We start from the raw sequence: 26,798 nt of genomic DNA on the forward strand, positions 1-26,798 counted from the left end.
AGCACCGCCATGCACACCATCCCCCGCATCACAGTCCTCACACTGGCCCTGGGCTTGAGTGCATGTGCGGTACAACGCCCGGAACCGACCACCAGCCTGCCGCCGATCCCGCCCTCGCAACCGAGCCCGACCCCGTCGACCTCGCCGACCCCCGGCAAAAGCATCCCGGCCAAACCCGCCAAGCCCGTGCCACGTACCTCGGCCAGCTTTGCCCCGCCACCGGGCGGCAACAGCCACTGGGACCAGAAGCTCGGCGTCTACGTGCTCGACGACCAGACCAACACCTTCTACCGCCAGCGCACCTACTACCGCTGGAACAACGGCTGGAGCCGCTCGGTCAGCCCCAACGGCCCGTGGGAAGACACCAACATCCACGGCGTCCCGCCGGGGTTGGGCAAGAAGTTCGGGCAGTAAGAGAAACGGCGATCCTGGGATCGCCGTTTTTTTTGCGTCTGATTTTCAGAGAATCGCACGATAGTGACCTAACGCCTTTACCGACTCGACCAATCCTTGCCGTTGGAGAAAGCCAAGATATTTGTCCACCTCCACATTGGGCGTTTTCAATTGCCGTCGCTGGCTTTGAGCCGCAGCGACGACGGCAGCCGAATCAAGATGGAAAAGGTTTTCCACAAACTCATCCGGGTGCTGAGCTTCAATGCCGTATGGCGCGAGGTGACGGGTGGGGAAATCTTTCAGGTTGAACGTCACTATTACATCGGCACCGCATCGGATTGCGGCCGCTAGAACATGACGATCGTTCTCATCAGGCAGTGTCAGGCCTGACACCAAGTCTTCATAGCCATCGATACACGCGTCTGGAATGGCCAGGTCCATCAATTGCGATGTGCGATCGAGTTGTTCGAGGGTCAGGTCGGACCTGTTCTTCAATAAGTTACGCTTCCATTCGTGGTGTATTTCCTGAGTCCAGCGAGCCCGATACACCCTGACAGTGCGAGCCACATCAGGAAATCTCTTAGAGGGGCCGGATATAAAACGCATGCATCGTATACAGCAGTGAAAGAGGAATGCCTCACTCGTATCCTGTCCTTAGCGCCTGTGCCTGCTCCGCGAGAAGCATCATTGCCTGCTCGCTGGCGGTGTCTCGCCGGGTTTTATATTCCATCAGATCAGCAAAACGCACACGTCGGTGCTTGCCTGTTTTGTGGTAGGAAATCTCACCGCTCTCCAGCAGTTTGATCATGTGCGGACGTGAGACGTTGAGCAGATCGGCAGCTTCCTGCGTGGTCAGCTCCGCGTGGATCGGTACCACCTTCACAGCGTTGCCCTGCGCCAGCGCCGCGAGGATATCGCTCAGCAAGCGCAACGCCGATGTTGGCAGCTCGACGCTGTGGGCTTCGTTCTGTTCATCAAAAATCTGGATTCGCTGAGTTTCAAAAGCGGTTGTGAGGAAGGCGCTCAGGGCGCGCTGGCCTGCAATCGCGGCTTTGACCTCTCGTTCGACAGGCAGATTGATGGCAGATGGAGTAGCGGTGGTCATAAGACTGTTCCAGCATTCTATGGAAGGATGTGTCGACGTTATTCGAATTAAACGAAATTCGCAATAAACGAAACTGGTGCAGGAATACTTTGTAAAACTACCAACCATCACCCCGTCCCATTCTGTGCTTGAGTAAAGATAACTCTAGAGTTACTTTTAATGGGCCAGGCCAAGGAGGCGGTTGGTGCAGAGCAGGCTATTGATGAAGGAGCTGGAGGAGGCGGGCTGGACGCTGGATCGGGTTGCGGGCAGTCATTACATCTTCACTCATCGTTACAACCCGAACACGATTGCCGTCCCGCATCCGAAAAAGGATTTACCGCTGGGGACAGTCAAAAGCATTCGGCGGCGCGCGGGGTTATTCAGCCCGCCAACCCGTCATGAAGGAGATCCGTAATGCAATATCCCATCTGCATCGAGTGGGGTGACGAGAACACTGCCATCGGCATTCAGATCCCCGATATTCCCGGCGCAGTCACGGCCGGGGACAGCTTTGAGGAGGCCTACAACGCGGCCGTGGAAGTGGCTCACCTCATGCTGCAGGAGATCGCGGCGGCCGGTCAGGCGATTCCGATGCCGACCTCGGCAGCGGCGCATCGCAATCATCCGGATTTTGCCGAGATGGGCTGGGGCATGCTGGAGCTGGATATCTCGCCGTACCTGGGCAAGACCGAAAAGGTCAACGTTACGCTGCCCGGCTATGTGATTCAGCGTATTGATCGCTATGTACGCGAGCATAACGTCAAAAGCCGCTCCTCGTTTCTGGCGGATGCGGCGATGGAGAAACTGGTCCGGTATTGACGGTCTGCGCAATTGTGGGAGCGAGCCTGCTCGCGAAGGCGTCAGGTCAGGCACTGATCTATGGCTGACACACCGCCTTCGCGAGCAGGCTCGCTCCCACTATGACATCGCGTCAGGACGCGACTTTTCGCTGCGCCAGCGCAGCGTTTTGCGATGCACTCAAAAACCGCAACAACGCCAGCAACGGAAAGACGCTGCCGACAATCACGATCCACAACCAGCCGCCATGTTCGTACACCGCGCTGGCCACCGACGAGCCGAACGCGCCGCCGATGAAGATGCTGGTCATGTACAGAGCGTTCAAACGGCCACGACTTTTCGCGTCCAGCGAGTACACCGCGCGTTGGCCGAGGACCATGTTCATCTGCACGCAGAAGTCCAGCACCACGCCGGTCACGGCCAGGCCGATGACGCTATAGGCCGGGTGAATGAAGGCGGGCAGGAAGCTCAGGCTGGCGAAGAGCATGGCCAGTAGCGAGGCGATGCGTGTGTGACCGGCATCAGCGAGGCGGCCGCTGATTGGCGCGGCGATGGCACCGATGGCGCCGACCAGGGCGAAGATGGCGATTTCGCTTTGCGACAGGCCATGGTTGCGTGCAAGTTCCAGTGGCACGGCGGTCCAGAACAGGCTGAACGTGGCAAACATGCAGCCCTGATAAAACGCCCGCTGACGCAGCACCGGTTGCTGGCGCAGCAGCGTCCACAGCGAGCCGATCAATTGGCCATAAGTAGCGCTGTGATCTGGCTGGCGCTTGGGCACGGTCAGCGCCAGCACCACGCTGATAGCCGCCATCAACGCTGCGGCGATCATGAACATGGCGCGCCAGCCGAGGTGATCGGCGACCACACTCGACACCGGTCGCGCCAACAGAATACCCAGCAGCAAACCGCCCATGATCCCGCCCACCACGCGACCACGGGACTCTTCCGGCGCCAGATGCGCGGCCAGCGGAATAAGGATCTGCACCGACACCGAGCTGAAACCGACCAGCAGCGAGATCAGCAGAAATATGTTCGGCTGTTCAGTGAACGCGGCGCCAAGCAGACTGGCGATCGCCACGACCGTGGTGATGATCATCAGCCGCCGGTTCTCCAACAGATCCCCCAACGGCACCAGAAAGAACAGGCCCAACGCGTAACCGATCTGGGTCAGCGAGACGATGAAACTGGCCATGGTGTCGGAGAGGCCGATGTCCGGCGCGATCAGGCCGATGATCGGCTGTGCGTAGTAGATGTTGGCAACGATGGCGCCGCAGCAGAACGCGAACAGCAGGACCATGCCTCGGGTCATTGCGTGAGGAGTGGTGGTCATAGGGGATCTCGGGTCGGGCACAGGAAGGGCTGAGGCTAATGGACAACGTGGACTGGCAGAAGACGTTTTCGGATGATAACTGTTATTACGCAGTGTAATGAGCGGTATTGCCGCGCAACAAAAAGGCGACCCGGTGGGTCGCCTTTTGATTTTTTCAGATCAAGCCTTACTGCCCGCTATAAATCTGATCAAACACGCCACCATCATTGAAGTGGGTTTTCTGCACCGTGCGCCAGTCACCAAAGGTCTTCTCCACCGAAAGGAAGTCGACTTTCGGGAAACGGTCGGTGTACTTCGCCAGCACCGCCGGGTCACGCGGGCGCAGGTAGTTGGCCGCCGCAATTTCCTGACCTTCCGGCGACCACAGGTACTTCAGATACTCATCAGCCGCAGCGCGCGAGCCTTTCTTGTCGACCACTTTGTCGACCACCGAAACCGGTGGCTCGGCTTCCGCTGAGACGGTCGGGTAGATGACTTCGAACTGATCGCGACCGAACTCGCGGGCGATCATTTCCGCTTCGTTTTCGAAGGTCACCAGTACGTCGCCGATCTGGTTGGTCATGAACGTGGTGGTGGCGGCGCGGCCACCGGTGTCGAGCACCGGCGCCTGCTTGAACAGCTTGCCGACGAAGTCCTTGGCCTTGTTCTCGTCGCCACCGTTTTTCAGCACATAGCCCCAGGCTGACAGGTAGGTGTAGCGGCCATTACCCGAAGTTTTCGGGTTGGGCACGATCACCTGAACGCCATCCTTGAGCAGGTCAGGCCAGTCTTTCAAAGCTTTCGGGTTGCCCTTGCGAACGATGAATACCGTCGCCGAGGTGAACGGTGCGCTGTTGTTCGGCAGGCGCGTGACCCAGTTGTCCGGGACCAGTTTGCCGTTGTCGGCGAGGGCATTGATGTCGGTGGCCATGTTCATGGTGATGACGTCAGCCGGCAGGCCGTCGATCACCGAACGCGCCTGCTTGCTCGAGCCGCCGAAGGACATCTGCACGGTGATGTTTTCGTTGTGCTCGGCTTGCCAGTGCTTCTGGAACGCAGTGTTGTAGTCCTTGTAGAAATCGCGCATCACGTCGTAGGAAACGTTAAGCAGCGTCGGTGCTGCCTGGGCGATGTTGGCCAAGGCCAGACCGGCGGCGAGAAGTGAGGCGCCAAAGAGTTTTTTCACTGCGCATTCCTTGTTCTGTGGGGGTGTTGTGTAAAAAGTGAGGCCATTTGCCAGCGACTATAGCGGGCCTCGCATAGTCGCTTAAAGATTAAAAAGCTCTGTGCTTATTCCACTTTCTTGAACAGCTGACTGCCGCAGCGCGAACAGAACGCTGCGCTCTGTTCATGGCTCTTTTTCTGGCAGCCCGGGCAGTCATGTTGCAGCTGTTCGCCGCGCATGGCGTTGGCCAGCTCAGCGGTGAAAATCCCTGTGGGCACGGCGATGATCGAGTAACCGGTGATCATCACCAGCGAGGAAATCACCTGGCCCAGCGGCGTCTTCGGCACGATGTCGCCGAAGCCCACAGTGGTCAAGGTCACGATCGCCCAATAGATGCCTTTGGGAATGCTGGTGAAGCCATGTTCCGGGCCTTCGATCACGTACATCAGCGTGCCGAACACTGTCACCAGCGTGCACACGCTGACCAGAAACACGACGATTTTCTGCTTGCTGCCGCGCAGCGCCGACATCAGATAGTTGGCTTGCTTGAGATACGGGCTGAGCTTGAGCACGCGGAAAATCCGCAGCATCCGAATGATGCGGATGATCAGCAGATACTGCGCATCGCTGTAATACAGCGCGAGGATGCCCGGCACGATCGCCAGCAGATCCACCAGGCCGTAAAAGCTGAAGGCATAGCGCAGCGGCTTGGGCGAGCAGTACAGACGCAGGATGTACTCGCCGAGGAAAATCGCCGTGAAGCCCCACTCGATATAGGCCAGAACATCGGCGTAATTACGGTGAATGCTGTCGATACTGTCGAGCATCACGATCACCAGACTGGCGAGGATGATCAACAGCAGAATGCCGTCGAAGCGACGCCCGGCCGGGGTGTCGCTCTGGAAAATCATGACGTAAAGCCGTTCGCGCCAATTGTTGCTGCTGTCCATGGATAACGCCTGAATCGAAGATCAGCGCAGCCTAGGGTGATTCTCCTCATGAGCGCAAGACTCATGCGCGAGCGACGCTTTGCCAAGCATTTGAATGCCGGCACGAATCAACCAGCAGGCGAGGATGAACGGCGCGGTCAGCGTGGCCAGCCCGAGGGCGGCAAACAGCGGCGTCACCAGCAAGGCCAGGACAATGGCGAGCAGCGGCAGCCACGGATTTTGTCGCTGAGCGCTGAAGGCGAGGGCGGCGAGTACAGCGTTGTAGCCACCGAGCCCGAGCAGTGCGGCGGACGTGTCGTGGTGCAGCAGACTCGAGCCGAGGCCGATCGCCGACGCCAGCAGCGCCCAGCAGAACGCGCGGCGATCGGCGAGCAGCAAGCCGCTGGCGATCAAGGCCCCGGCCAATGGATGGTCGAGAAACATCACCTGGCCGAATCCGCGCAGTTCAGCGGCCAGCAGATTTGTCGTGTTCAGGTCGACCGATGCCGCCGGCGCGGACGGCTCGGCGAACATCAGCAGCACCCAGCTGAGCGCCACGAACGGCGAGGTATACGCCGGTATGGCGCGACTGCGGTACACGTGTTTGAGCCATTGCTGAGTAAGCATCGCGCTCAAGCCACCGGCTGCAAGAATCAACGGCGGCAGCAGTGGCGACCAAGGGAAATACAGGCTCAGCAGCAGGCCGAGCAGCACGCCGTTGTAGCTGAACAACCCGGCCTGGCGATCGGCCTTGGCGTAGTTGCGCCGCTGCGCGGTGAGCAGACCGGCAACGCCACCGAGCAGCGCCCCGGCGAACAGCACCGGCGCCGTCAGCAGAATCGCCAGCAGACACAGCAGCCCGCACAGCGGATGGCGCTGGAAGAAAATCTGACTGAAACCGTTGAGCAAAGCCTCGGCCCAGTCGGGGCAGTGGGTGTTGAAGTGATTGGCAGGCATGTTGAGAAAATCTGGGCAGTTGGAACATCAAAAGGTCTTGCAAGTCACTGTGGCGAGGGGATTTAGCGAAACGTCGCACCGCCCCGTTCGGCTGCGCAGCAGTCGTCGCTTTTGAGGGTGTGACGGTTTCCACAGAGAAACCGCATTCTCCGATTGGGGGCCGCTTCGCAGCCCAACGGGGATAAATCCCCTCGCCACAAGTTTATGCACCCACTTTTATGGGGGGTTAAATCAACGTCTCGATGCGCAGCGAATTGGTCGATCCCGGCTGCCCGAACGGCACGCCGGCGGTGATCAGCAGCGTGTCGCCACGCTCGGCCATGCCTTGCGCCTGAGCAATCTCCAGTGCGGTCGAGCAGACTTCGTCGACCTGACGCAGGCGATCGTTGACCACCGAATGAATGCCCCACGCTACGCTCAAGCGCCGCGCCGTTTGCAGGTTCGGCGTCAGATTGAGGATCGGTGCTTTCGGCCGTTCCCGGGATGCGCGCAACGTCGAGGCGCCGGACTCGCTGTAATTGACCAGCACCGCCACCGGCAGCACGTTGCTGATCCGGCGGATCGCACAGCTGATCGCATCGGAAACCGTCGCCTCGGCTATCGGTCGGCTGACGTCAAGCTGGGTCTGATAATCCGGGCCGTTCTCAACTTGACGGATGATCTTGCTCATCATCTGCACGGCTTCCAGCGGGTATTCGCCGGACGCGGTCTCCGCCGAGAGCATCACCGCATCGGCGCCTTCGGCTACGGCGTTGGCGACGTCAGTCACCTCGGCACGGGTTGGGGCAGGGGAGAAGCGCATTGACTCGAGCATCTGCGTCGCCACCACCACCGGTTTGCCCAGCGCGCGGCAGGTGGTGATGATGTTTTTCTGAATCTGCGGCACGCTCTCCGCCGGCACTTCCACACCAAGATCGCCGCGCGCGACCATGATCGCGTCGCTCAACTCAGCAATCTCACGTAGTTGCTCGACCGCTGAAGGCTTCTCGATTTTCGCCATCAGAAACGCCTTGTCGCCGATCAATGCGCGGGCTTCGACAATGTCCTGCGGGCGCTGTACGAACGACAGCGCGACCCAGTCCACACCCAATTCCAGGCCGAAGCTCAAATCGCGGCGATCCTTGGCGGTCAGCGGGCTGAGGTCGAGCACCGCTTGCGGCACATTCACGCCTTTGCGATCGGACAGTTCGCCGCCGTTGAGCACGCTGGTGTCGATCGCATCGGCGTACTTGGTGACCACGCGCAGGCGCAGCTTGCCGTCGTCGAGCAGCAGGTCCATGCCCGCTTCCAGCGCGGCAATGATTTCCGGATGCGGCAGGTTGACCCGGCGCTCATCGCCCGGTGTCGCATCGAGATCCAAGCGGAACGCCTGACCGCGATGCAACTGCACCTTGCCGTCAGCGAACTTGCCCACACGCAGTTTCGGCCCTTGCAGGTCCATCAGAATGCCCAGCGGATAGTTGAGCTGGCGCTCGACTTCGCGGATCCATTGATAGCGCTTGGCGTGGTCGGCGTGATCGCCATGGCTGAAATTCAGCCGGAAGATGTTGACCCCGGCCTCGACCAGCTCGCGGATGTCGTCGATACCGTCGACCGCAGGGCCGAGGGTGGCGAGGATTTTGACCTTTTTATCAGGCGTCATGATTTGCAGTTCTCAAGGATCAGAATGGCGCGGAAGTCGTTGACGTTAGTGCGGGTCGGCTCGGTGACGATCAGCGCATCGAGCGCCTGGAAGTAGCCATAGCCGTTGTTGTTATCCAGCTCGTCGCTGGCGCTCAGACCCAGTGCGGCGGCGCGGGCGTAGCTGTCCGGAGTCATGATTGCGCCGGCGTTGTCTTCCGAGCCGTCGATGCCATCGGTGTCGCCGGCCAGCGCGTAGACGCCGGGCTGGCCCTTGAGGCTGTCGGTCAGGCTGAGGAGGAATTCGGCATTGCGTCCGCCACGGCCATTGCCGCGCACGGTCACCGTGGTTTCACCGCCGGAGAGAATCACGCACGGCGCTGCCAAGGGCTGGCCGTGGTGGATGATCTGCCGGGCGATGCCGGCGTGGACTTTCGCCACTTCACGGGATTCGCCTTCGAGGTCGCCGAGAATCAAGGTGCTGAAACCGGCCTGACGGCATTTCACCGCCGCCGCGTCCAGCGACTGCTGCGGGCGGGCGATCAACTGGAAGTGGCTGCGCGCCAGGGACGGGTCGCCGGGTTTGACGGTTTCCGATTCAGGGCTGTGCAGCCAGGTGCGCACGGAAGCGGGAATCTCGATGCCATAGCGTTTGATGATCGCCAGTGCTTCGGCCGAAGTGCTTGGATCGGCCACGGTCGGCCCGGAGGCGATGACGGTGGCGAGGTCGCCGGGCACATCGGAAATCGCGTAGGTGTAAACCGTCGCCGGCCAGCAGGCCTTGCCGAGGCGGCCACCCTTGATCGCCGAGAGGTGCTTGCGCACGCAGTTCATCTCGCCGATGGTCGCGCCGGATTTGAGCAGGGCTTTGTTGATCGCCTGCTTGTCGGCAAGGGTGATGCCTTCGGCTGGCAGGGCGAGCAGGGCAGAGCCGCCGCCGGAGAGCAGAAAGATCACGCGGTCGTCTTCAGTCAGGTTGCTGACCAGCTCCAGCACGCGTTTGGCCACGGCCAGCCCGGCCGCATCCGGCACCGGGTGCGCGGCTTCGACCACTTCGATTTTTTCGCATGGAGCGCCGTGGCCGTAGCGGGTCACCACCAGGCCGGTGACTTCACCCTCCCAGCAGCGCTCGACCACTTGCGCCATGGCGGCAGCGGCTTTGCCGGCGCCGATGACGATCAACCGACCGGTGCGATCGGCAGGCAAATGGGCTTCGAGGACTTGGTTCGGATGGGCCGCGTCGATGGCTGTGGCAAACAGCTCGCGCAGCAGTTGTTGCGGATCGACCGACATGGCGGGCTCCCGGAATTCTTGTTATTCGAAAGGGCAACTCGGAACCCTTGTGGGAGCGAGCCTGCTCGCGAACGCGGCATGTCAGCCAACATGGATGTTGGATGTGAAGCCGCTTTCGCGAGCAGGCTCGCTCCCACAGGGTTTTGTGCAGGGTTTATTTTTTGTCGCGAATCGAGAAATTGGCCATGTGCTCCAGGCCCTTGATCAGCGCCGAGTGGTCCCAGTTGCTGCCGCCGATGGCCGCGCAGGTGCTGAATACCTGCTGGGCATTGGCGGTGTTCGGCAGGTTGATGTTCAGCTCCTTGGCGCCTTGCAGGGCCAGGTTCAGGTCCTTCTGGTGCAGGCTGATGCGGAAGCCCGGGTCGAAGGTGCCTTTGATCATGCGCTCGCCGTGCACTTCGAGAATCTTCGAAGAAGCGAAACCGCCCATCAGCGCTTCACGCACCTTGGCTGGATCGGCACCGTTTTTCGAGGCGAACAGCAGGGCTTCGGCAACGGCCTGGATGTTCAGCGCAACGATGATCTGGTTCGCGACTTTGGCGGTCTGACCATCGCCATTGCCACCAACCAGGGTGATGTTCTTGCCCATGGCCTGGAACAGCGGCAGGGCGCGTTCGAAGGCATCGGCGTCGCCACCGACCATGATGCTCAGGGTCGCGGCCTTGGCGCCGACTTCACCGCCGGACACTGGCGCGTCAAGGTATTGCGCGCCTTTTTCGTTGATCTTCGCCGCGAAGGCTTTGGTGGCGGTCGGTGAAATCGAGCTCATGTCGATGACCACTTTGCCTTTGCCGATACCGGCGGCAACACCGTCGGCGCGGAACAGCACGTCATCGACCTGCGGGGTATCCGGAACCATGACGATGATGAATTCGGCTTCCTGCGCCACTTCACGCGGGTTGGCCAGGGCGACGGCGCCAGCGGCGACCAGATCGGCCGGGGCCGCGTCGTGGTGTTGCGACAGGAACAGGCTGTGACCGGCTTTCTGCAGGTTCGCCGCCATTGGGTGGCCCATGATGCCGGTGCCGATGAATCCGATTTTAGCCATGAGAAAATCCTCTTGTTTTTGTCGTGCTCAAGCAAATAGGGGAGCTGCTTTTCATGTGGGAGCGAGCCTGCTCGCGAATGCGGTGGAACATTCAATATCCGTGTTGACTGAACCACCGCATTCGCGAGCAGGCTCGCTCCCACAGGGGATTTGCTGTGTTTCTTAGATTGCGTTGTGTGATTTCAACCAACCCAGGCCCGCTTCGGTGGTGGTCAGCGGTTTGTATTCGCAACCAACCCAACCCTGATAACCGATGCGATCAAGGTGTTCGAACAGGAAGCGGTAGTTGATCTCACCAGTACCCGGCTCGTTGCGCCCCGGGTTGTCCGCGAGCTGAACGTGGTTGATCTCGCCCAGGTGCGATTGCAGGGTGCGGGCCAGATCGCCTTCCATGATTTGCATGTGATAGATGTCGTATTGCAGGAACAGATTGGCGCTGCCGACCTGCTCGCGAATCGACAGGGCCTGCGCCGTGTTGTTCAGGTAGAAACCGGGAATGTCACGGGTGTTGATCGCTTCCATCACCAGTTTGATGCCCGCCGCTTGCAGCTTGTCGGCGGCGTATTTGAGGTTGGCAACGAAGGTCTTTTCCACAGTGGCATCGTCAACGCCTTGCGGGCGGATGCCGGCCAGGCAGTTGACCTGGGTGTTGCCCAGCACTTGTGCGTAAGCGATCGCCAGATCGACCCCGGCGCGGAACTCTTCGACCCGATCCGGCAGGCAAGCGATGCCACGCTCGCCCTTGGCCCAGTCACCGGCCGGCAGGTTGAACAACACTTGGGTCAGACCGTTGGCCTCGAGTTTTGCCTTGATTTCAGCCGAGCTGAAGTCGTACGGGAACAGGTATTCCACGCCACTGAAACCGGCCTTGGCGGCGGCGTCGAAACGGGCAAGGAAATCCTGTTCGGTGAACAGCATGGACAGGTTGGCTGCGAAACGCGGCATGGTGGTCTCCTAAAAACTGATGAGGCACGGTAGGTCAGACTGAGCGCGGTCAAGTCCCCTCTCCTGGGGGAGAGGGTTAGGGTGAGGGGGAATCCTGAGTCTGATCCCGATTGTGCGAACACCGCAAAACCTTTCCCTCACCCCAGCCCTCTCCCAGAGAGAGAGGGGGCTAAAAGCAATCAATCGAGCAACGAAATCGCCGTCGGCGCATCGTTGCCGACCAGTGCCAGGTCTTCGAACTCGTTGACCGCGTTGATCTCGGTACCCATGGAGATGTTGGTCACACGCTCCAGAATGATCTCGACGATCACCGGCACCTTGAACTCTTCGATCATCTGTTCGGCCTTGCGCAGGGCAGGGGCGATTTCCGACGGTTCGAACACACGCAGTGCCTTGCAGCCGAGGCCTTCGGCGACTGCGATGTGGTCAACCCCGTAACCGTTGAGTTCCGGCGCATTCAGGTTATCGAAGGACAGCTGCACGCAGTAGTCCATTTCGAACCCGCGCTGGGCCTGACGGATCAGGCCCAGGTACGAGTTGTTCACCACGACGTGGATGTACGGCAGTTTGAACTGAGCGCCGACCGCCAGTTCTTCGATCATGAACTGGAAATCATAGTCCCCCGACAGGGCCACGACTTTCCGGCTCGGATCGGCCTTGACCACGCCCAGCGCCGCCGGAATGGTCCAGCCCAACGGGCCGGCCTGGCCACAGTTGATCCAGTGACGCGGCTTGTAGACGTGCAGGAACTGCGCGCCGGCAATCTGCGACAGACCAATGGTGCTGACGTAGCAGGTGTCCTTGCCGAACACCTGGTTCATTTCTTCGTAAACGCGCTGCGGCTTGACCGGCACGTTGTCGAAGTGGGTCTTGCGATGCAGGCTGGCCTTGCGCTGCTGGCAATCCTGCAGCCAGGCACTGCGGTTTTTCAGCTTGCCGGCGGCTTGCCATTCACGGGCCACTTCGATGAACACGGTCAGCGCGGCAGCGGCGTCGGAAACGATGCCCAGATCCGGGGTGAACACGCGGCCGATCTGCGTGCCTTCGATGTCGACGTGAATGAACTTGCGGCCTTCGGTGTAGACATCCACCGAACCGGTGTGACGGTTGGCCCAACGGTTACCAATGCCCAGCACCACGTCGGATTTGAGCATGGTGGCGTTGCCGTAACGGTGCGACGTCTGCAGACCGACCATGCCGACCATCAGCGGGTGATCGTCAGGGATGGTGCCCCAGCCCATCAGGGTAGGGATGACCGGAATGCCGGTCAGCTCGGCGAACTCGACCAGCAGGTCGCTGGCGTCGGCATTGATGATGCCGCCGCCGGCGACCAGCAATGGACGCTCGGCCTGATCCAGCAGCGCCAGAGCCTTCTCGACCTGTACGCGGGTCGCGGTCGGTTTGGCCAGTGGCAGCGGTTGGTAAGCGTCGATGTCGAATTCGATCTCGGCCATCTGCACGTCGAACGGCAGGTCGATCAGTACAGGGCCTGGACGGCCGGAGCGCATTTCATAAAAGGCTTTCTGGAACGCGTAAGGCACCTGGCCCGGTTCGAGAACGGTGGTTGCCCACTTGGTGACTGGCTTGACGATGCTGGTGATGTCGACAGCCTGGAAATCTTCCTTGTGCATCCGGGCGCGGGGTGCCTGGCCGGTAATGCAGAGGATTGGAATCGAGTCAGCTGAGGCGCTGTAGAGCCCGGTGACCATATCGGTGCCGGCCGGGCCGGACGTGCCGATGCACACGCCGATATTGCCGGCCTTGGTGCGGGTGTAGCCCTCGGCCATGTGCGAGGCGCCTTCAACGTGGCGAGCAAGGACGTGATCGATGCCACCGACTTTCTGCAAGGCGGAGTACAGCGGGTTGATCGCTGCGCCCGGGATGCCAAAAGCGGTATCAACCCCTTCACGGCGCATCACCAGAACGGCGGCTTCGATTGCTCTCATTTTGCTCATGGTTTTGTGCCTCTTTACGTTTTGTAATTGTATACAAGTGGCTTTGCGCAGAGTGTATTCACGGCGGACGGCGCAGGTCAATCCATTTTCTCAAGCGCCTGTTTCATTCGTCGGAAGCCCGCTGTGCTGTGGCTTTTCGTCGCATGTGGCGCTTTTCGAGAATTATTGTATACAAAAAAATAACTCATTGTGTTCTATTTGTGGCATCGGACTGCGGCACAAACGCGCAGTCCCACGACTTTCCCTATAACAAAATGAGGACGGCACCATGAGCGCTTTAACCTTGAAAGTCGCAGTCAACCTGGTCAGCGAAGCCATCAACGCAGGACGCGGCATCAACGCCGCACCGCTGACCATCGCGGTACTCGATAACGGCGGCCACCTGATCGCCCTGCAACGCGAAGACGGCGCCAGCCTGCTGCGCCCGGACATCGCCATCGGCAAAGCCTGGGGCGCCATCGCCCTGGGCAAAGGCTCACGCCTGCTCGCCCAGGACGCCCAGCAACGCCCGGCGTTTTTTTCTTCGTTGAACAGCATGGGGCAGGGCAGCGTTGTGCCGGCCCCGGGTGGCGTGTTGATTCGAAATCAGGCGGGTGAAGTGCTGGGCGCGATCGGGATCAGTGGGGATTTGTCGGATGTGGATGAGCAGGTGGCGATCAGAGCGGTGGAAGCGCTGGATTTGAGGGCGGATGGCGGGGTGGTTTCCTGATCTCTGGTGCTTGATCGATAGTCATCGCCGCCAAGCCAGCTCCCAGAAGTTTTTGCATTGAACAATTAAATGCACGACACAAATCCCTGTGGGAGCTGGCTTGCCAGCGATGGCGGTCTGGCTGACACATCAAGAAAACAGACTGTCGCGTTTTAGTTGGCTTTGAGGTCTAGCCTTCCATCTGAACTCATCATGAAAGGGGCAATGGAATGCCTGATTTTCCTGCTTCACATCGCTTGCGTATCGGTCGCTATGCCGAGTCGAATCGAATTTATCTTCTTACCACCAACACACTTGATCGCGAGCCGGTATTTGCTGATTTCGCTTTGGGCAGACTGGTCGTTGCGCAATTTCGTCGTGCACATGACTTGGGGTTGGCGAAATCATTGGCATGGGTCGTCATGCCCGACCATTTTCATTGGCTCGTTGAGCTTGAAAATTGCTCACTCAGCAAGTTGATGCGAGAAACCAAATCACTGAGTACGCGGGAGGTTAACCTTTCGACAGGTCGAACCGGGCCGCTCTGGCAGCACGGTTTTCATGATCGGGCACTGAGGAGGGAAGAGAATCTGGAGAAAATGGCGCGTTATGTTGTGGCCAACCCATTGCGTGCGGGCCTGGTAGATACGATTGCCGACTATCCGTTGTGGGACACCATTTGGATTAGAAATGAAATCGAGTTGCCGCCATCGCTGGCAAGCCAGCTCCCACAGGATTCCATGGTGTTTATTGATTCTGAATCCAACCCATAAATCTGTGGGAGCTGACTTGCCAGCGATAGCCGCGCCTCGGTGTATCAGTCCGGCTCACACCCCTTCAACACCAACCGGATAATCGTCTGCGCAGCCGCTTCATAATCGGCTTCATCCAGCTTGTCTTTTCCGGTCACCGCGGAAATCTGCCAGTCGAAGTCGGCGTAGGTCTGGGTCGCGGCCCAGATGCTGAACATCAGGTGGTTGGGATCGATCGGGGCGATCTGGCCGCGGTCGATCCAGCTCTGGATGCAGGCGATGTTGTGTTTGGCCTGGGCGTTGAGCTGCTCTACCAGGTCAGCGCTCAGGTGCGGGGCGCCGTGCATGATTTCGCTGGCGAACACCTTGGAGGCGTAGGGCAGGTCGCGGGAGATGCGGATCTTCGAGCGGATGTAGCCGCTCAGCACCTCGCTCGGCACACCGTCCGGGTTGAACGGGGTCGAGGCCTGCAGAATCGGCTCGATGATGCTTTCCAGCACCTCGCGATAGAGGTTTTCCTTGGATTTGAAGTAGTAGTAGACGTTGGGCTTGGGCAATCCCGCCTTGGCGGCGATGTCGCTGGTTTTGGTCGCCGCGAAGCCCTTGTCGGCAAACTCTTCGCTGGCGGCGCGCAGGATCAGTTCTTTGTTACGCTCGCGGATTGTGCTCATAAACCCGGTGGTTCCTTGCCTGTTCTGGCGGTGGCGCATGGTAGCACCGGCCTTGAGCGGCGCTCAACAATGCAGCCTGTGGCCGGCGGTCGCGTTATGCTTGGCAACATTCATACACAGAAGGAAACAGGATTCATGGCAGGAAGCAGTTTGCTGGTGCTGATCGATGACATCGCCACCGTTCTGGATGACGTTGCGTTGATGACCAAGATGGCCGCGAAGAAGACCGCCGGGGTGCTCGGTGATGATCTGGCGCTCAATGCCCAGCAGGTTTCGGGCGTGCGCGCCGAGCGGGAAATTCCCGTGGTGTGGGCGGTGGCCAAGGGCTCGTTCGTCAACAAACTGATCCTCGTGCCGTCGGCGCTGGCAATCAGCGCCTTTGTGCCTTGGCTGGTGACGCCGCTGTTGATGGTCGGCGGCGCGTACCTGTGTTTCGAGGGTTTTGAAAAGCTCGCGCACAAGTTTCTGCACAGCAAAGAGGAAGACGAGGCAGAACACGCACAGTTGACCGAAGCAGTGGCCGATCCGGCGACCGATCTGGTGGCGTACGAAAAGGACAAGATCAAAGGCGCGATCCGCACTGACTTCATTCTCTCGGCAGAAATCATTGCGATCACCCTCGGCACCGTGGCAGATGCCTCGCTGACCCAGCAAGTGGTCGTCATGTCCGGCATCGCCATTGTCATGACCGTGGGCGTTTACGGTTTGGTGGCGGGCATCGTCAAGCTCGACGACCTGGGGCTGTGGCTGACGCAGAAGCCCGGGCAGATGGCGAAAAAGATCGGCGGCGGCATTCTCAGCGCCGCGCCGTACATGATGAAAACCCTGTCGGTGGTTGGCACGGCAGCGATGTTCCTGGTCGGCGGCGGCATCCTGACCCATGGCGTGCCGGTGCTGCATCACTGGATCGAAGGTGTCGGCGCAGCGGCGGGCAGTGCCGGGTTTGCCGTACCGATGCTGCTCAATGGTGTTGCGGGGATTGTTGCCGGTGCTGTGGTGTTGGCGGTGGTTTCGGTCGTAGGCAAGCTCTGGAAAGCGCTGAAGGGTTAGTCAGCAACACATAACAAATGTGGGAGCGAGCCTGCTTGCGAATGCGGTAGTTCAGTCAATTTCGATGTTGACTGAAACTCCGCGTTCGCGAGCAGGCTCGCTCCCACAGTGTTTTGCGCCAGCCGATTTACTCAGCGATCTGCAACTTGCGCGCTTCGGTGTACACGTACCGCACTTTTTCGTACTCGAACGGCGAGTTCATCTGACCGTAGCGGAAGCTGGTCTGGTAGCGCTTGTCGATCGCACGCAAAGCCCAGACTTCCGGGTGGTTGGAGCTGACTTCGGCGACGTTGAGGAAGTTGATCGCAGTGTCGGCGGTGTAATCCACGGCCAAACCTGCGGTGTCGCGGATGTTCGACGGGCCGAAGATCGGCAGTACGAAGTAGGCGCCGCCCGGTACGCCATAGAAGCCCAGAGTCTGCCCGAAGTCCTCGTTCTGGCGCGGCAGGCCCATGGCGGTTGCCGGATCCCACAGACCGGCGATGCCGATCGTGGTGTTGAGCAGCAGGCGCGCAGTGGTTTCCATCGAGCGCTGGCCCTTGAACTGCAGCAGGCTGTTGACCAGGTTCGGCACGTCGCCAATGTTGTTGAAGAAGTTGCTCACCCCGGTACGCACGAAGCTTGGCGTGATGTAGCGATAGCCATCGACCACTGGCAGGAACACCCACTGGTCGAAGCGGTAGTTGAAGTGGTAAACCCGGCGGTTCCACGATTCCAGCGGGTCATAGACGTTCAGCGCATTGAGCGTGGAGCGTTCGAATTCGCGCTGATCCAGGCCCGGGTTGAACTTGAGTTTGGTCAGCGGCTGCTTGAAGCCATCGCTGTCGACCACCACCGGTGCATCGGCTTTACTGTTGTCGGCCTGGGCCACGCCTGCACAGAGGAACGCTGCAATCAGCAGGAGATATTTAGCCACGGAAGAACTCCAGCATGGCGTCGCTGTTGACGCGGTAGTTAAGGTTGCCGCAGTGGCCGCCCAGTGGATAAACGGTCAGGCGATCACCGAAGGTTTTACGCAGGAAGCCCAAGTCGCCAGGGCCGAGGATGACGTCGTCGGCGTTGTGCATGACGGCGATTTTCGGGCTGTCGTGCAGGTAGTCCTTGAGCGCATACAGGCTGACCTGATCGATCAGTTGCAGCAGGCTGCCGCCGTCGGTGCGTGCGCGCCACATCGGAATAACCTGTTCGGTGATGTAGCAGTCGAAATCGCATTGCAGCGCACGCTTGAGGAACGGCGTGAGGCTGGTGCCTTCGGTGATCGGGAATTTCGGCGGGGTGATCAGGCCGCGACGGTTGACCAGGTCCGAGGTGTAGGCAATGTCGGCTGCCGAAAAGCGGAACGACGTGCCGATGAGCATGGCCATCTGTTCGTTGGTCAGGTGCTGTTTGGACTGCTGGAAGTCGTACAGCAGCGCATCGTTGAGGTCGATGTAGCCTTTCTGCTGGAAGTAGCGGGTCAGCTTGGTCAGTACCAGTTCGTAGAACGTGGTGCTGTTGTTGATGCCCTTGACCTCGGTTTGTACCAGCTTGTCGAGGTTGGTCACCGAGGTGTAGAGGTTGACCGGCGGGTTCAGCAGCAGGACTTTTTTGAAGTTGAAGCTACGGCGCGTTTCGTCCAGATGCGCGACGAACGCGGCATCAAGGGCGCCGAGGCTGTAGCCGGTCAGGTAATACTCGGTGACCGGCAGCTTCGGGTTCTGCGCCCGCACGGCCTGCATCACCCGATACATGTCTTCGGCATCTTCCTTGGTCACGCCCGGCGTGGCGAAACGCGAGGCGGCGCTGATGAAGTCGAAGCTCGTCGGCGAGGACAACTGCACGACGTGGTAGCCGGCCTTGTAATACAGCTTTTTCAGGTATTCGTTGAGCGTGCTGTCAAAGCGCGCGCCGGTGCCGGCAATCAGGAAGATAAGCGGCGCCGGTTTGTCCTGCGTGGCGATGCGGTAAGTGAGTTTCTTCACTGCCCAGAAATTGTCCGGCAGTTGGAATTCACGCTCCGGGCGCAGGGTGAGGCTGCGGTCCGTTTGATTGATGTCGTCGTCCAGCGGCAGCTCCGGACGCAGGTCCGGTGGTGTCGTGGCGATCGTCGCCTCGAACGGGTTGGTCAGCGGGTAGCCATAGCTGGCGGCGTCGATATCCACCGCCAGCGCGGACGCACTCAAGATAAGGCCGCTGAACAGCGCGGCGAAGCGCAAGGAACGGAGCATGACTAGATCCCTTAGAGGAAGGTGCCGATTGAAGTTCGCAGGCTATGACCACCGGCCGTGCGCCAAAGTGCCATGCTGCGGCACCAAACAGGCGGAATTCGGGGTAATAGTAGCTGGACGATACACGTTGCAAGGGCTCGCTGAACAGTTAACAGTTGTTAGTGCTTGCGAATGCCGGTCGGCAGATTAAGCTGGCCGCCGATTTCCGCAGATTGGAGTGCTCCATGTCCCGCCGCTTGCCCGTGATTGTGCTGCTTGTTTTGTTGCCGCTGTGGCTGGCCGGCAGTTATGCCGCGCGCTATGGCTTCATGGAAGACGGGCAGTGGGTGGGCATCTGTGTCGACGAGGCCGGCCGTTGGGAATGCGTGGTGCGGTCGAACCTCGGGCTGATGATTCATTTCAAGGTGCTGGGCTGGGCGGCGGTGGGCGCGGCGGTATTGGCGTTTGTATTGCCTGGACGGGCAGGGTGGTGGCTGGCGGTGCTGGCGCTGGTGTTCGGCCTGCCGGCGCTGGCGTTGTACAACACCACGTTAGCGGTATTTGCGGTGGTGATTGCCGGGTTGCGCCTGGTCCGCGAGTCCCGCAGCGCGTGACAGTCAGTCATCGCGGGCAAGCCCGCTCCCACAGGGATTGAGGTGAACACAACATTTGTGTGCAGCAGAAATCCTGTGGGAGCTGGCTTGCCAGCGATGGCGATTTCGAAAGCGCTGAAATCAGGCCTTGCGAACCCGCAGGCATCGCCACAACGCCACCACCATCAATCCACTCACCAGCGCCCAGCCCCACGCCTGCTGATTCAGCATCCCTTCCTGATACAACTGCGGTGCAATCCCCGCGCCGACGATAAAGGTCAGCAGAGCAACCTCCCGACGCGGCACGCTCACCGGGCGGCACAGGTAGACCAGCGCCGGCAGCACGAACGCCATGCTGGCGAAACTGCGATAGCGCGGGTCGAAGACCATTTCCAGCATCATCACCGCCGCGGCAAAACCGGCCACCGCGACCAGCCAGCCGGCGCGACGCTCGAGCAAATCGAATGCTCGCGCGCGCCAACCGCTGCGTGCGCTCAACGTCAGCGCGGCATGCGCGAGCACCAACAGATTCAACCCGGTCAGCAAGCCGACCCACAGCCATTCACCGGCAAACCGTGTGGTCAATCGAGCCAGATCGCCCCAGGCGCCAATCGAGCACGCTGCGACTGCGCCCAGCAGCGGTAGCAGCAACGCCGAACGAGTGGTGCGCACGCGTCCACCAAGGATCTGCGTGCCGAGGAAAATCAAAGCACCGACTGCCAGCCATTCTTTCCAGTACGGCACATTGCTCACCGGTCCGGCGAGCACGCCTTTGTCCTGCCGATCCGCATCGAACAGCCCCCAGTAGCCGCCGACCGCGCCTTCACTGCCGCGCTTCCACGGTTGATCAAAGGCTTCGATCAGGTTGTAACGCCAGCCTTCCTGCTCGGCCATCGCCACGAATCCACGAATGAATTTCGCCTCGTTGACCCGGCTCGGCACGGCGGTTTCGCGCTGGCGGCCTTCGCTGGGCCAACCGGTTTCGCCGATCATCACGTCCTTGGGCGCGAACTTGTTGCCGAACACCTGACGCACATCCGCCACATGCCGCAGCGCCACGTCGATATTCGACGGATCGTCTTCCCAGTACGGCAGCAAGTGGATGGTCAGAAAATCCACGGCCGGGGCGACTTCCGGGTGCTTGAGCCAGAATTCCCAAACATCGGCGTAAGTCACCGGTTGCTTGACCTGGCTTTTTACCTTGTTGATCAGCCGGGCCAGTTGCGCGCCAGTGACCTCTTTGCGCAGCAGCGCTTCGTTGCCGACGATTACGGCGGTGACCACGTCGGGGTTGGCATTGGCCGATTTGATCAGCAGCTCGACTTCCTGCTCGGTGTCGACCGGGTTGCTGTTGACCCAGGCGCCGATCATCAACTTCAGACCGTGCTTGCGCGCCAGATCGGGCAGGGCGTCGAGGCCGGTCATCGAGTAGGTGCGGATGCATTCAAAGCGCGTCGCCAGCAGCGCGAGGTCGGCATCCATGCGCTCGGGGCGCAATTTGAACGGCACGTCGAACGGCGATTGGTCTTTGTCGAACGGTGTGTAGGAGGCGCATTGCAACTTGTGCGTCGGCGTCGCGGCGTCCGGCAGGATCACCGGTTGGCCGAGGCCATACCAGAAACCGCTAAGGGCCAACAGCCCGAGCAGGCAGGCGAACAGATAAGGCAGAAAAGGAAATCGGTACGTTGCGGACATGGTCAGGCCGAGTGGCTGCAAAGCGACGCATGTTACCTGCATTTATAGAAGGGCTGGTGGCTCGCAGGCGTTGTACATGCAAAGTTCGGGCGGATTGTCTGGCGTCAATTAATCTCGCTTGATTAATGGCTTTCTGATGTCGTTTCTCGCTGCCTTGAGGTCGCTGACAGAGCAGGTCGCCGGCCGCTTGAGGTTGATGATCAAACCATCAGTACCCTTTTTGAAAAATCGGCTGATGTTCGGTGTGTGAGGTCCGGCGTGATGGGGGCGCTGTGCACCATAACAATACGTTGACGATGCCCGGCATCCGTCGGGCGCAGCATTTCGGGGAAGTAAACGATGAAGATGCGACGACTTTTAGGCGCAGGTGCCGCTTTGGTGCTTGCGATGAGTTCCACTTTCGCCAACGCTGAAAAACAGACCCTGAACATCGGTTACGTTGACGGCTGGTCCGACAGCGTCGCGACCACCCACGTGGCGGCCGAAGTGATCAAACAGAAGCTCGGTTATGACGTGAAGCTGCAAGCCGTCGCCACCGGGATCATGTGGCAGGGCGTGGCCACCGGCAAACTCGATGCGATGCTCTCGGCCTGGCTACCCGTGACCCACGGTGACTATTGGACGAAAAACAAGGATCAGGTCGTCGATTACGGCCCGAACTTCAAGGACGCGAAGATCGGCCTGATCGTGCCGGAGTACGTCAAAGCCAAATCGATCGAAGACCTGAAAACCGACGATACCTTCAAAAACCGCATTGTTGGCATCGACGCCGGTTCAGGCGTAATGCTCAAGACCGATCAGGCGATCAAGGATTACGGCCTGGACAAATACAGCCTCAAGGCCAGTTCCGGCGCCGGCATGATTGCCGAGCTGACCCGCGCCGAGAAGAAGAACGAATCCATCGCCGTCACCGGTTGGGTGCCGCACTGGATGTTCGCCAAGTGGAAACTGCGCTTCCTCGACGACCCGAAAGGCGTGTATGGCCAGGCTGAAACCGTGAACAGCATCGGCAGCAAAGGCCTGGACGCCAAGGCGCCGGAAGTGGCCAAGTTCCTGAAAAACTTCCAGTGGGCCTCGAAAGACGAAATCGGCGAGGTCATGCTGGCGATTCAGGACGGTGCCAAGCCTGATGCAGCGGCCAAGGACTGGGTGGCCAAACACCCGGATCGTGTAGCTGACTGGACCAAATAATTTAAACACCGCCACACCCCTGTGGGAGCGAGCCTGCTCGCGAATGCAATCTGTCAGTTGATGCAATATCGACTGATACGACGCCTTCGCGAGCAGGCTCGCTCCCACAGTTTTTTTCTGTGTACCGGAAAATGGCTAAAACATCATGGCCATCTACTACTAAGGTCGTCTGGAACCTCTCTCGCAGCCGCATACATTAGCTACGTTCCAACAATAATTTGTGCTGCGAGGATAAAAACAATGAACGACAGCATTTACCTCTCGATTCAAAACAGTCCCCGATTCAAGGAGCTGGTTCAGAAACGGGAACGATTCGCCTGGATTCTCTCGGCAATCATGCTTGGGCTCTACTCCGCATTCATCCTGCTGATCGCATACGGGCCGCACGTGCTCGGGGCGAAACTCAGTCCTGAATCCTCGATCACCTGGGGCATCCCGATCGGTGTCGGTCTGATCATTTCAGCCTTCGTCCTGACCGGCATCTACGTGCGCCGCGCCAATGGCGAGTTCGACGACCTGAACAATGCGATTCTCAAGGAGGCTCAGCAATGATCCGGCGTCTACTGGCTTTATTGAGTGTTGCGGCTTTCGCGCCGAGTGTCTGGGCGGCTGACGCATTGACGGGGGAGGTGGCCAAACAGCCGCTGAACATCCCGGCGATCCTGATGTTCGTGGCCTTCGTCGGCGCGACTTTATACATCACCTACTGGGCTTCAAAGAAAAACAACTCGGCCGCCGACTACTATGCGGCGGGCGGCAAGATCACCGGTTTCCAGAACGGCCTGGCGATTGCCGGCGACTACATGTCGGCGGCGTCTTTCCTGGGGATTTCCGCGCTGGTGTTCACCTCCGGTTATGACGGCCTGATCTACTCGATCGGCTTCCTGGTGGGCTGGCCGATCATTCTGTTCCTGATCGCCGAACGCCTGCGCAACCTGGGTAAATACACCTTTGCCGACGTGGCGTCCTACCGCCTCGGGCAAACCCAGATCCGCACCCTGTCCGCCTGCGGCTCGCTGGTGGTGGTGGCGTTCTACCTGATCGCGCAAATGGTCGGTGCCGGCAAGCTGATCCAGCTGCTGTTCGGCCTCGATTACCACGTTGCGGTGATCCTGGTCGGCGTGCTGATGTGCATGTACGTGCTGTTCGGCGGCATGCTTGCGACCACTTGGGTGCAGATCATCAAGGCAGTGTTGTTGCTGTCCGGTGCCTCGTTCATGGCGCTGATGGTGATGAAGCATGTGGGCTTCGACTTCAACACACTGTTCTCCGAAGCGATCAAGGTTCACGCCAAGGGCGAAGCGATCATGAGCCCCGGCGGTCTGGTGAAGGATCCGATCTCGGCATTCTCGCTGGGTCTGGCGCTGATGTTCGGCACCGCTGGCCTGCCGCACATTCTGATGCGCTTCTTCACCGTGAGTGACGCAAAAGAGGCGCGCAAGAGCGTGCTGTACGCTACCGGTTTCATTGGCTACTTCTACATCCTGACCTTCATCATCGGCTTCGGAGCGATCCTGCTGGTCAGCACCAACCCGGCCTTCAAAGATGCAGCGGGCGCCTTGCTCGGCGGCAACAACATGGCGGCGGTGCACCTGGCCAACGCGGTGGGCGGCAGCATCTTCCTAGGCTTCATCTCGGCAGTGGCGTTTGCAACCATTCTGGCTGTGGTAGCCGGTCTGACGCTGGCGGGTGCTTCGGCGGTTTCTCACGACCTGTACGCCAGTGTGATCAAGAAGGGCAAGGCCAACGAGAAAGATGAGATTCGCGTGTCGAAGATCACCACCATCGCCCTGGCGGTGCTGGCGATTGGTCTGGGCATTCTGTTCGAAAGCCAGAATATTGCGTTCATGGTCGGCCTGGCGTTCTCCATCGCGGCGAGCTGCAACTTCCCTGTGCTGCTGCTTTCGATGTACTGGAAGAAGCTGACCACTCGCGGCGCGATGATTGGTGGCTGGCTGGGTCTGGTCAGTGCTGTTGGTCTGATGATCCTCGGCCCAACCATCTGGGTGCAGATTCTGCATCACGAGAAGGCGATCTTCCCTTACGAATATCCGGCGCTGTTCTCGATGATGATTGCGTTCATTGGGATCTGGTTCTTCTCGATTACCGACAAGTCGGCGGCTGCGGATAACGAGCGGGCGCTGTTCTTCCCGCAGTTTGTGCGTTCGCAGACCGGGTTGGGGGCGAGTGGGGCGGTTTCGCACTAAGAGATCAGTTGTAAGCTGCAAGAAAACGCCCTGATTGAGAGATTGGGGCGTTTTTTTGTGGGCGGTTATTGGTTGGTTTGGTGTGTATATCCGTTTTTTGCAGTGCTGCGGCTGGCGGTTTCGCCCTTACGGCGACTTACTTTTTTACAAGCGCCTAAAAAAGTAAGCAAAAAACGCTAGCTCCTACGTTCGGCCCGCTCGCTGGGGCTCGGGGTTCCTTCGCTCCGGGACTGATCCTGGCGCAGCGGCTCCGGTTTGCTTCGCTGCACCTCCTTCCGCTGTGTCTGGCTGCGCCAGACGGTCGCTGCGCTCCCACGCCCGGATCAATCCCTCCACTCAGCCTTCCGACGTCGCCCGTGGATCAAGATCAAAAGCACTCGAGCTTGCGCTCATTGTTGAGTGGTTAGAAGCGTCGCATGGCTTGAGATTTTCGGTGGATTCGCCCCTCACCCCAGCCCTCTCCCGAGGGAGAGGGAGCCGATTTGTGTGGTGTTCAAAACCTGCATTCGACTCGGTATCGCAAGTCGGCGTGTTTCGCCTGAACACCTCGGTCAGTCCCCTCTCCCTCTGGGAGAGGGCTAGGGTGAGGGGCTCTTGATCTGGCTTTGGCCTTTGCTTTTGATCTTTTGCCCTTTCGGCAGGCTTCGTTACCGGATCGGTCCCGTAACGAAGGTACCCCGAGCCCCAGCGAGCGGGCCGTACGCCGGGGCAAAGCCTTTTGGGTTACCTTTTTGGCGTTTGGAAAAGGTGACTCGCTGTAAGAGCGAAACCGCCAGCGGCAGCACCCGCAGCAACGGATATGCCCCCAAAATCCAAGAACCAGTCGGCCCGAAGGCCGCTGAAACCACAAACAAAAACGGCCTCTATATAAGAGGCCGTTCCTGACACACCACTAAACCATCACAAAAAAGAAAAACCCTTATTTGCGATCTTCCAGCTTGGTAATGTCACGCGACTCGTAACCGGTGTACAGCTGGCGCGGACGGCCAATCTTGTACGGGCTCGAAAGCATTTCTTTCCAGTGCGAAATCCAGCCCACAGTACGCGCCAGGGCGAAAATCACCGTGAACATGCTGGTTGGAATGCCGATCGCCTTGAGGATGATCCCCGAGTAGAAGTCGACGTTCGGGTACAGCGAGCGCTCGATGAAGTACGGGTCGGTCAACGCGATCTCTTCCAGGCGCATGGCCAGTTCGAGTTGCGGATCGTTGTTGATGCCCAGTTCCTTCAGCACTTCGTCGCAGGTCTGCTTCATGACAGTCGCGCGAGGGTCGCGGTTCTTGTAGACGCGGTGACCGAAGCCCATCAACTTGAACGGATCGTTCTTGTCCTTGGCCTTGGCGATGAACTTGTCGATGTTCGACACATCGCCAATCTCGTCGAGCATGGTCAGCACGGCTTCGTTCGCACCGCCGTGGGCAGGACCCCACAGTGCGGCGATACCGGCAGCGATGCAGGCGAACGGGTTGGCACCCGAAGAGCCGGCCAGACGCACGGTGGAGGTCGAAGCGTTCTGCTCGTGGTCGGCGTGGAGGATGAAGATCCGGTCCATGGCCTTGGCGAGTACCGGGCTGATCGGTTTGATCTCGCACGGGGTGTTGAACATCATGTGCAGGAAGTTTTCCGCGTAAGTCAGATCGTTGCGCGGGTACATCATGGGTTGGCCCATGGAGTACTTGTAAACCATCGCTGCCAGGGTCGGCATCTTCGCAACCAGACGGATCGCGGAAATTTCGCGATGCTGCGGGTTATTGATGTCCAGGGAGTCGTGGTAGAAGGCCGAGAGGGCGCCGACTACACCGCACATGACGGCCATCGGGTGGGCGTCGCGACGGAAACCGTTGAAGAAGGTTTTCAGCTGCTCGTGAACCATGGTGTGGTTCTTCACGGTGCTGACGAACTGGGCCTTCTGTTCTGCGGTCGGCAATTCGCCGTTGAGCAGCAGGTAGCAGGTTTCCAGGTAGTCCGACTTTTCAGCCAGCTGTTCGATCGGGTAGCCGCGGTGCAACAAAATGCCGTTGTCGCCGTCGATATAGGTAATTTTCGATTCGCACGAAGCGGTCGACATGAAACCCGGGTCGAAAGTGAAGCGGCCCGTGGCCGTCAGGCCCCGAACATCTATTACATCGGGACCAACGGTGCCGGTTAAAATGGGCAGCTCGACGGGGGCTGCGCCCTCGATGATCAACTGCGCTTTTTTGTCAGCCATGTGGCCTCCTATTTATGCTTGAACCATCAGACAGACCCCCCACGCAGGGCCCGC

Annotated in this window: 24 protein-coding genes and 2 pseudogenes; 10 read left to right on the forward strand and 16 right to left on the reverse strand. The window is 59.6% G+C overall.

Annotated features, from left to right (window positions below):
• Nucleotides 1-9: 9 nt before the first annotated feature.
• Nucleotides 10-414, forward strand: coding sequence for a hypothetical protein (locus AB4N85_RS03080; RefSeq protein WP_252869017.1), 405 nt, complete (start codon nucleotides 10-12; stop codon nucleotides 412-414).
• 45 nt (nucleotides 415-459) lie between these two features.
• Here the strand turns inward: AB4N85_RS03080 and AB4N85_RS03085 are convergent.
• Nucleotides 460-1,034, reverse strand: a pseudogene (locus AB4N85_RS03085) (PIN domain-containing protein).
• The gene (locus AB4N85_RS03090) at nucleotides 1,031-1,498 is read right to left on the reverse strand and encodes a helix-turn-helix domain-containing protein (protein WP_056783858.1); all 468 of its coding nucleotides are present in this window, start codon (nucleotides 1,496-1,498) and stop codon (nucleotides 1,031-1,033) included. Before AB4N85_RS03090 ends, AB4N85_RS03085 begins: the two are co-directional and overlap by 4 nt.
• A 184-nt stretch (nucleotides 1,499-1,682) precedes the next feature.
• On the opposite strand from AB4N85_RS03090, the gene AB4N85_RS03095 reads away from it, so the two are divergent.
• The gene (locus tag AB4N85_RS03095) at nucleotides 1,683-1,895 is read left to right on the forward strand and encodes a type II toxin-antitoxin system HicA family toxin (protein WP_041479616.1); all 213 of its coding nucleotides are present in this window, start codon (nucleotides 1,683-1,685) and stop codon (nucleotides 1,893-1,895) included.
• Nucleotides 1,895-2,299, forward strand: a complete 405-nt coding sequence (locus AB4N85_RS03100; protein ID WP_016771035.1) for a type II toxin-antitoxin system HicB family antitoxin — start codon at nucleotides 1,895-1,897, stop codon at nucleotides 2,297-2,299. The genes AB4N85_RS03095 and AB4N85_RS03100 overlap by 1 nt, the downstream gene beginning before the upstream one ends.
• 112 nt (nucleotides 2,300-2,411) lie before the next feature.
• On the opposite strand, the gene AB4N85_RS03105 is transcribed toward AB4N85_RS03100, so the two are convergent.
• From AB4N85_RS03105 to gcl, 9 genes are all read right to left on the reverse strand, one after another.
• Nucleotides 2,412-3,611: an MFS transporter gene (locus tag AB4N85_RS03105; RefSeq protein ID WP_252869019.1), complete on the reverse strand. Its 1,200-nt coding sequence runs from the start codon at nucleotides 3,609-3,611 to the stop codon at nucleotides 2,412-2,414.
• Between the two features lie 166 nt (nucleotides 3,612-3,777).
• Entirely contained in the window at nucleotides 3,778-4,776 is a 999-nt protein-coding gene (locus AB4N85_RS03110) for a sulfate ABC transporter substrate-binding protein (protein ID WP_056783861.1), read from the reverse strand.
• A gap of 104 nt (nucleotides 4,777-4,880) precedes the next feature.
• A complete protein-coding gene (locus AB4N85_RS03115) occupies nucleotides 4,881-5,705 on the reverse strand; it encodes an ion transporter (RefSeq protein ID WP_041479613.1) in 825 nt (274 codons plus the stop codon).
• A 21-nt stretch (nucleotides 5,706-5,726) separates the two neighbouring features.
• Nucleotides 5,727-6,641, reverse strand: a complete 915-nt coding sequence (locus AB4N85_RS03120) for an urea transporter (RefSeq protein ID WP_252869021.1) — start codon at nucleotides 6,639-6,641, stop codon at nucleotides 5,727-5,729.
• A gap of 226 nt (nucleotides 6,642-6,867) precedes the next feature.
• Nucleotides 6,868-8,283, reverse strand: coding sequence for a pyruvate kinase (gene pyk, locus AB4N85_RS03125; RefSeq protein WP_460066960.1), 1,416 nt, complete (start codon nucleotides 8,281-8,283; stop codon nucleotides 6,868-6,870).
• On the reverse strand, nucleotides 8,280-9,554 hold the full coding sequence (locus AB4N85_RS03130; protein ID WP_460066963.1) for a glycerate kinase type-2 family protein: 1,275 nt from the start codon (nucleotides 9,552-9,554) through the stop codon (nucleotides 8,280-8,282). Before AB4N85_RS03130 ends, pyk begins: the two co-directional genes overlap by 4 nt.
• 154 nt (nucleotides 9,555-9,708) lie before the next feature.
• A complete protein-coding gene (locus AB4N85_RS03135) occupies nucleotides 9,709-10,602 on the reverse strand; it encodes a 2-hydroxy-3-oxopropionate reductase (protein ID WP_056783869.1) in 894 nt (297 codons plus the stop codon).
• 162 nt (nucleotides 10,603-10,764) lie between these two features.
• Nucleotides 10,765-11,547 (reverse strand): hydroxypyruvate isomerase, encoded by a 783-nt coding sequence (gene hyi, locus AB4N85_RS03140; protein ID WP_095180741.1) that lies wholly within the window; start codon nucleotides 11,545-11,547, stop codon nucleotides 10,765-10,767.
• A 179-nt stretch (nucleotides 11,548-11,726) separates the two neighbouring features.
• Nucleotides 11,727-13,502: a glyoxylate carboligase gene (gene gcl / locus AB4N85_RS03145; protein WP_041479607.1), complete on the reverse strand. Its 1,776-nt coding sequence runs from the start codon at nucleotides 13,500-13,502 to the stop codon at nucleotides 11,727-11,729.
• Between the two features lie 268 nt (nucleotides 13,503-13,770).
• Between gcl and AB4N85_RS03150 the strand changes: the two genes are divergently transcribed.
• Both AB4N85_RS03150 and AB4N85_RS03155 read left to right on the forward strand, forming a co-directional pair.
• On the forward strand, nucleotides 13,771-14,211 hold the full coding sequence (locus AB4N85_RS03150; protein WP_122611610.1) for a GlcG/HbpS family heme-binding protein: 441 nt from the start codon (nucleotides 13,771-13,773) through the stop codon (nucleotides 14,209-14,211).
• A gap of 209 nt (nucleotides 14,212-14,420) precedes the next feature.
• Nucleotides 14,421-14,876: pseudogene (locus AB4N85_RS03155) on the forward strand (REP-associated tyrosine transposase); the annotation flags it as partial.
• A gap of 131 nt (nucleotides 14,877-15,007) precedes the next feature.
• Here the strand turns inward: AB4N85_RS03155 and AB4N85_RS03160 are convergent.
• A complete protein-coding gene (locus AB4N85_RS03160) occupies nucleotides 15,008-15,613 on the reverse strand; it encodes a TetR/AcrR family transcriptional regulator (RefSeq protein ID WP_042607576.1) in 606 nt (201 codons plus the stop codon).
• Nucleotides 15,614-15,748: 135 nt separating this feature from the next.
• On the opposite strand from AB4N85_RS03160, the gene AB4N85_RS03165 reads away from it, so the two are divergent.
• Nucleotides 15,749-16,663 (forward strand): DUF808 domain-containing protein, encoded by a 915-nt coding sequence (locus AB4N85_RS03165; protein ID WP_236169682.1) that lies wholly within the window; start codon nucleotides 15,749-15,751, stop codon nucleotides 16,661-16,663.
• Between the two features lie 127 nt (nucleotides 16,664-16,790).
• Here AB4N85_RS03165 and AB4N85_RS03170 read toward each other — a convergent pair whose 3' ends face one another.
• Together AB4N85_RS03170 and AB4N85_RS03175 are read right to left on the reverse strand one after the other, a co-directional pair.
• Nucleotides 16,791-17,579: an MlaA family lipoprotein gene (locus AB4N85_RS03170; RefSeq protein ID WP_041479602.1), complete on the reverse strand. Its 789-nt coding sequence runs from the start codon at nucleotides 17,577-17,579 to the stop codon at nucleotides 16,791-16,793.
• Nucleotides 17,572-18,870, reverse strand: coding sequence for a serine protein kinase PrkA (locus AB4N85_RS03175; protein ID WP_024012145.1), 1,299 nt, complete (start codon nucleotides 18,868-18,870; stop codon nucleotides 17,572-17,574). Before AB4N85_RS03175 ends, AB4N85_RS03170 begins: the two co-directional genes overlap by 8 nt.
• Before the next feature lie 224 nt (nucleotides 18,871-19,094).
• On the opposite strand from AB4N85_RS03175, the gene AB4N85_RS03180 reads away from it, so the two are divergent.
• Entirely contained in the window at nucleotides 19,095-19,463 is a 369-nt protein-coding gene (locus AB4N85_RS03180) for a hypothetical protein (RefSeq protein WP_236169683.1), read from the forward strand.
• 120 nt (nucleotides 19,464-19,583) lie between these two features.
• On the opposite strand, the gene AB4N85_RS03185 is transcribed toward AB4N85_RS03180, so the two are convergent.
• Nucleotides 19,584-21,179, reverse strand: a complete 1,596-nt coding sequence (locus tag AB4N85_RS03185; RefSeq protein WP_236169684.1) for a glycoside hydrolase family 17 protein — start codon at nucleotides 21,177-21,179, stop codon at nucleotides 19,584-19,586.
• Nucleotides 21,180-21,476: 297 nt separating this feature from the next.
• On the opposite strand from AB4N85_RS03185, the gene AB4N85_RS03190 reads away from it, so the two are divergent.
• From AB4N85_RS03190 to AB4N85_RS03200, 3 genes are all read left to right on the forward strand, one after another.
• Nucleotides 21,477-22,328, forward strand: a complete 852-nt coding sequence (locus tag AB4N85_RS03190; RefSeq protein WP_056783890.1) for a glycine betaine ABC transporter substrate-binding protein — start codon at nucleotides 21,477-21,479, stop codon at nucleotides 22,326-22,328.
• 240 nt (nucleotides 22,329-22,568) lie between these two features.
• Nucleotides 22,569-22,880 (forward strand): DUF485 domain-containing protein, encoded by a 312-nt coding sequence (locus AB4N85_RS03195; RefSeq protein WP_016771016.1) that lies wholly within the window; start codon nucleotides 22,569-22,571, stop codon nucleotides 22,878-22,880.
• On the forward strand, nucleotides 22,877-24,535 hold the full coding sequence (locus tag AB4N85_RS03200) for a cation acetate symporter (RefSeq protein ID WP_016771015.1): 1,659 nt from the start codon (nucleotides 22,877-22,879) through the stop codon (nucleotides 24,533-24,535). Before AB4N85_RS03195 ends, AB4N85_RS03200 begins: the two co-directional genes overlap by 4 nt.
• A gap of 919 nt (nucleotides 24,536-25,454) precedes the next feature.
• On the opposite strand, the gene gltA is transcribed toward AB4N85_RS03200, so the two are convergent.
• Nucleotides 25,455-26,744, reverse strand: coding sequence for a citrate synthase (gene gltA, locus AB4N85_RS03205; protein ID WP_003222994.1), 1,290 nt, complete (start codon nucleotides 26,742-26,744; stop codon nucleotides 25,455-25,457).
• Nucleotides 26,745-26,798 lie beyond the last annotated feature (54 nt).

This window comes from Pseudomonas sp. H1_G08 (assembly GCF_054681355.1).

Coding starts and splice junctions, on each gene's coding strand:
- AB4N85_RS03080 (WP_252869017.1), top strand. CDS start 10: ATGCACACCATCCCCCGCATCACAGTCCTCACACTGGCCCTGGGCTTG.
- AB4N85_RS03090 (WP_056783858.1), bottom strand. CDS start 1,498: ATGACCACCGCTACTCCATCTGCCATCAATCTGCCTGTCGAACGAGAG.
- AB4N85_RS03100 (WP_016771035.1), top strand. CDS start 1,895: ATGCAATATCCCATCTGCATCGAGTGGGGTGACGAGAACACTGCCATC.
- AB4N85_RS03105 (WP_252869019.1), bottom strand. CDS start 3,611: ATGACCACCACTCCTCACGCAATGACCCGAGGCATGGTCCTGCTGTTC.
- AB4N85_RS03115 (WP_041479613.1), bottom strand. CDS start 5,705: ATGGACAGCAGCAACAATTGGCGCGAACGGCTTTACGTCATGATTTTC.
- AB4N85_RS03120 (WP_252869021.1), bottom strand. CDS start 6,641: ATGCCTGCCAATCACTTCAACACCCACTGCCCCGACTGGGCCGAGGCT.
- pyk (WP_460066960.1), bottom strand. CDS start 8,283: ATGACGCCTGATAAAAAGGTCAAAATCCTCGCCACCCTCGGCCCTGCG.
- AB4N85_RS03130 (WP_460066963.1), bottom strand. CDS start 9,554: ATGTCGGTCGATCCGCAACAACTGCTGCGCGAGCTGTTTGCCACAGCC.
- AB4N85_RS03135 (WP_056783869.1), bottom strand. CDS start 10,602: ATGGCTAAAATCGGATTCATCGGCACCGGCATCATGGGCCACCCAATG.
- hyi (WP_095180741.1), bottom strand. CDS start 11,547: ATGCCGCGTTTCGCAGCCAACCTGTCCATGCTGTTCACCGAACAGGAT.
- gcl (WP_041479607.1), bottom strand. CDS start 13,502: ATGAGCAAAATGAGAGCAATCGAAGCCGCCGTTCTGGTGATGCGCCGT.
- AB4N85_RS03150 (WP_122611610.1), top strand. CDS start 13,771: ATGAGCGCTTTAACCTTGAAAGTCGCAGTCAACCTGGTCAGCGAAGCC.
- AB4N85_RS03160 (WP_042607576.1), bottom strand. CDS start 15,613: ATGAGCACAATCCGCGAGCGTAACAAAGAACTGATCCTGCGCGCCGCC.
- AB4N85_RS03165 (WP_236169682.1), top strand. CDS start 15,749: ATGGCAGGAAGCAGTTTGCTGGTGCTGATCGATGACATCGCCACCGTT.
- AB4N85_RS03175 (WP_024012145.1), bottom strand. CDS start 18,870: ATGCTCCGTTCCTTGCGCTTCGCCGCGCTGTTCAGCGGCCTTATCTTG.
- AB4N85_RS03180 (WP_236169683.1), top strand. CDS start 19,095: ATGTCCCGCCGCTTGCCCGTGATTGTGCTGCTTGTTTTGTTGCCGCTG.
- AB4N85_RS03185 (WP_236169684.1), bottom strand. CDS start 21,179: ATGCAGGTAACATGCGTCGCTTTGCAGCCACTCGGCCTGACCATGTCC.
- AB4N85_RS03190 (WP_056783890.1), top strand. CDS start 21,477: ATGAAGATGCGACGACTTTTAGGCGCAGGTGCCGCTTTGGTGCTTGCG.
- AB4N85_RS03195 (WP_016771016.1), top strand. CDS start 22,569: ATGAACGACAGCATTTACCTCTCGATTCAAAACAGTCCCCGATTCAAG.
- AB4N85_RS03200 (WP_016771015.1), top strand. CDS start 22,877: ATGATCCGGCGTCTACTGGCTTTATTGAGTGTTGCGGCTTTCGCGCCG.
- gltA (WP_003222994.1), bottom strand. CDS start 26,744: ATGGCTGACAAAAAAGCGCAGTTGATCATCGAGGGCGCAGCCCCCGTC.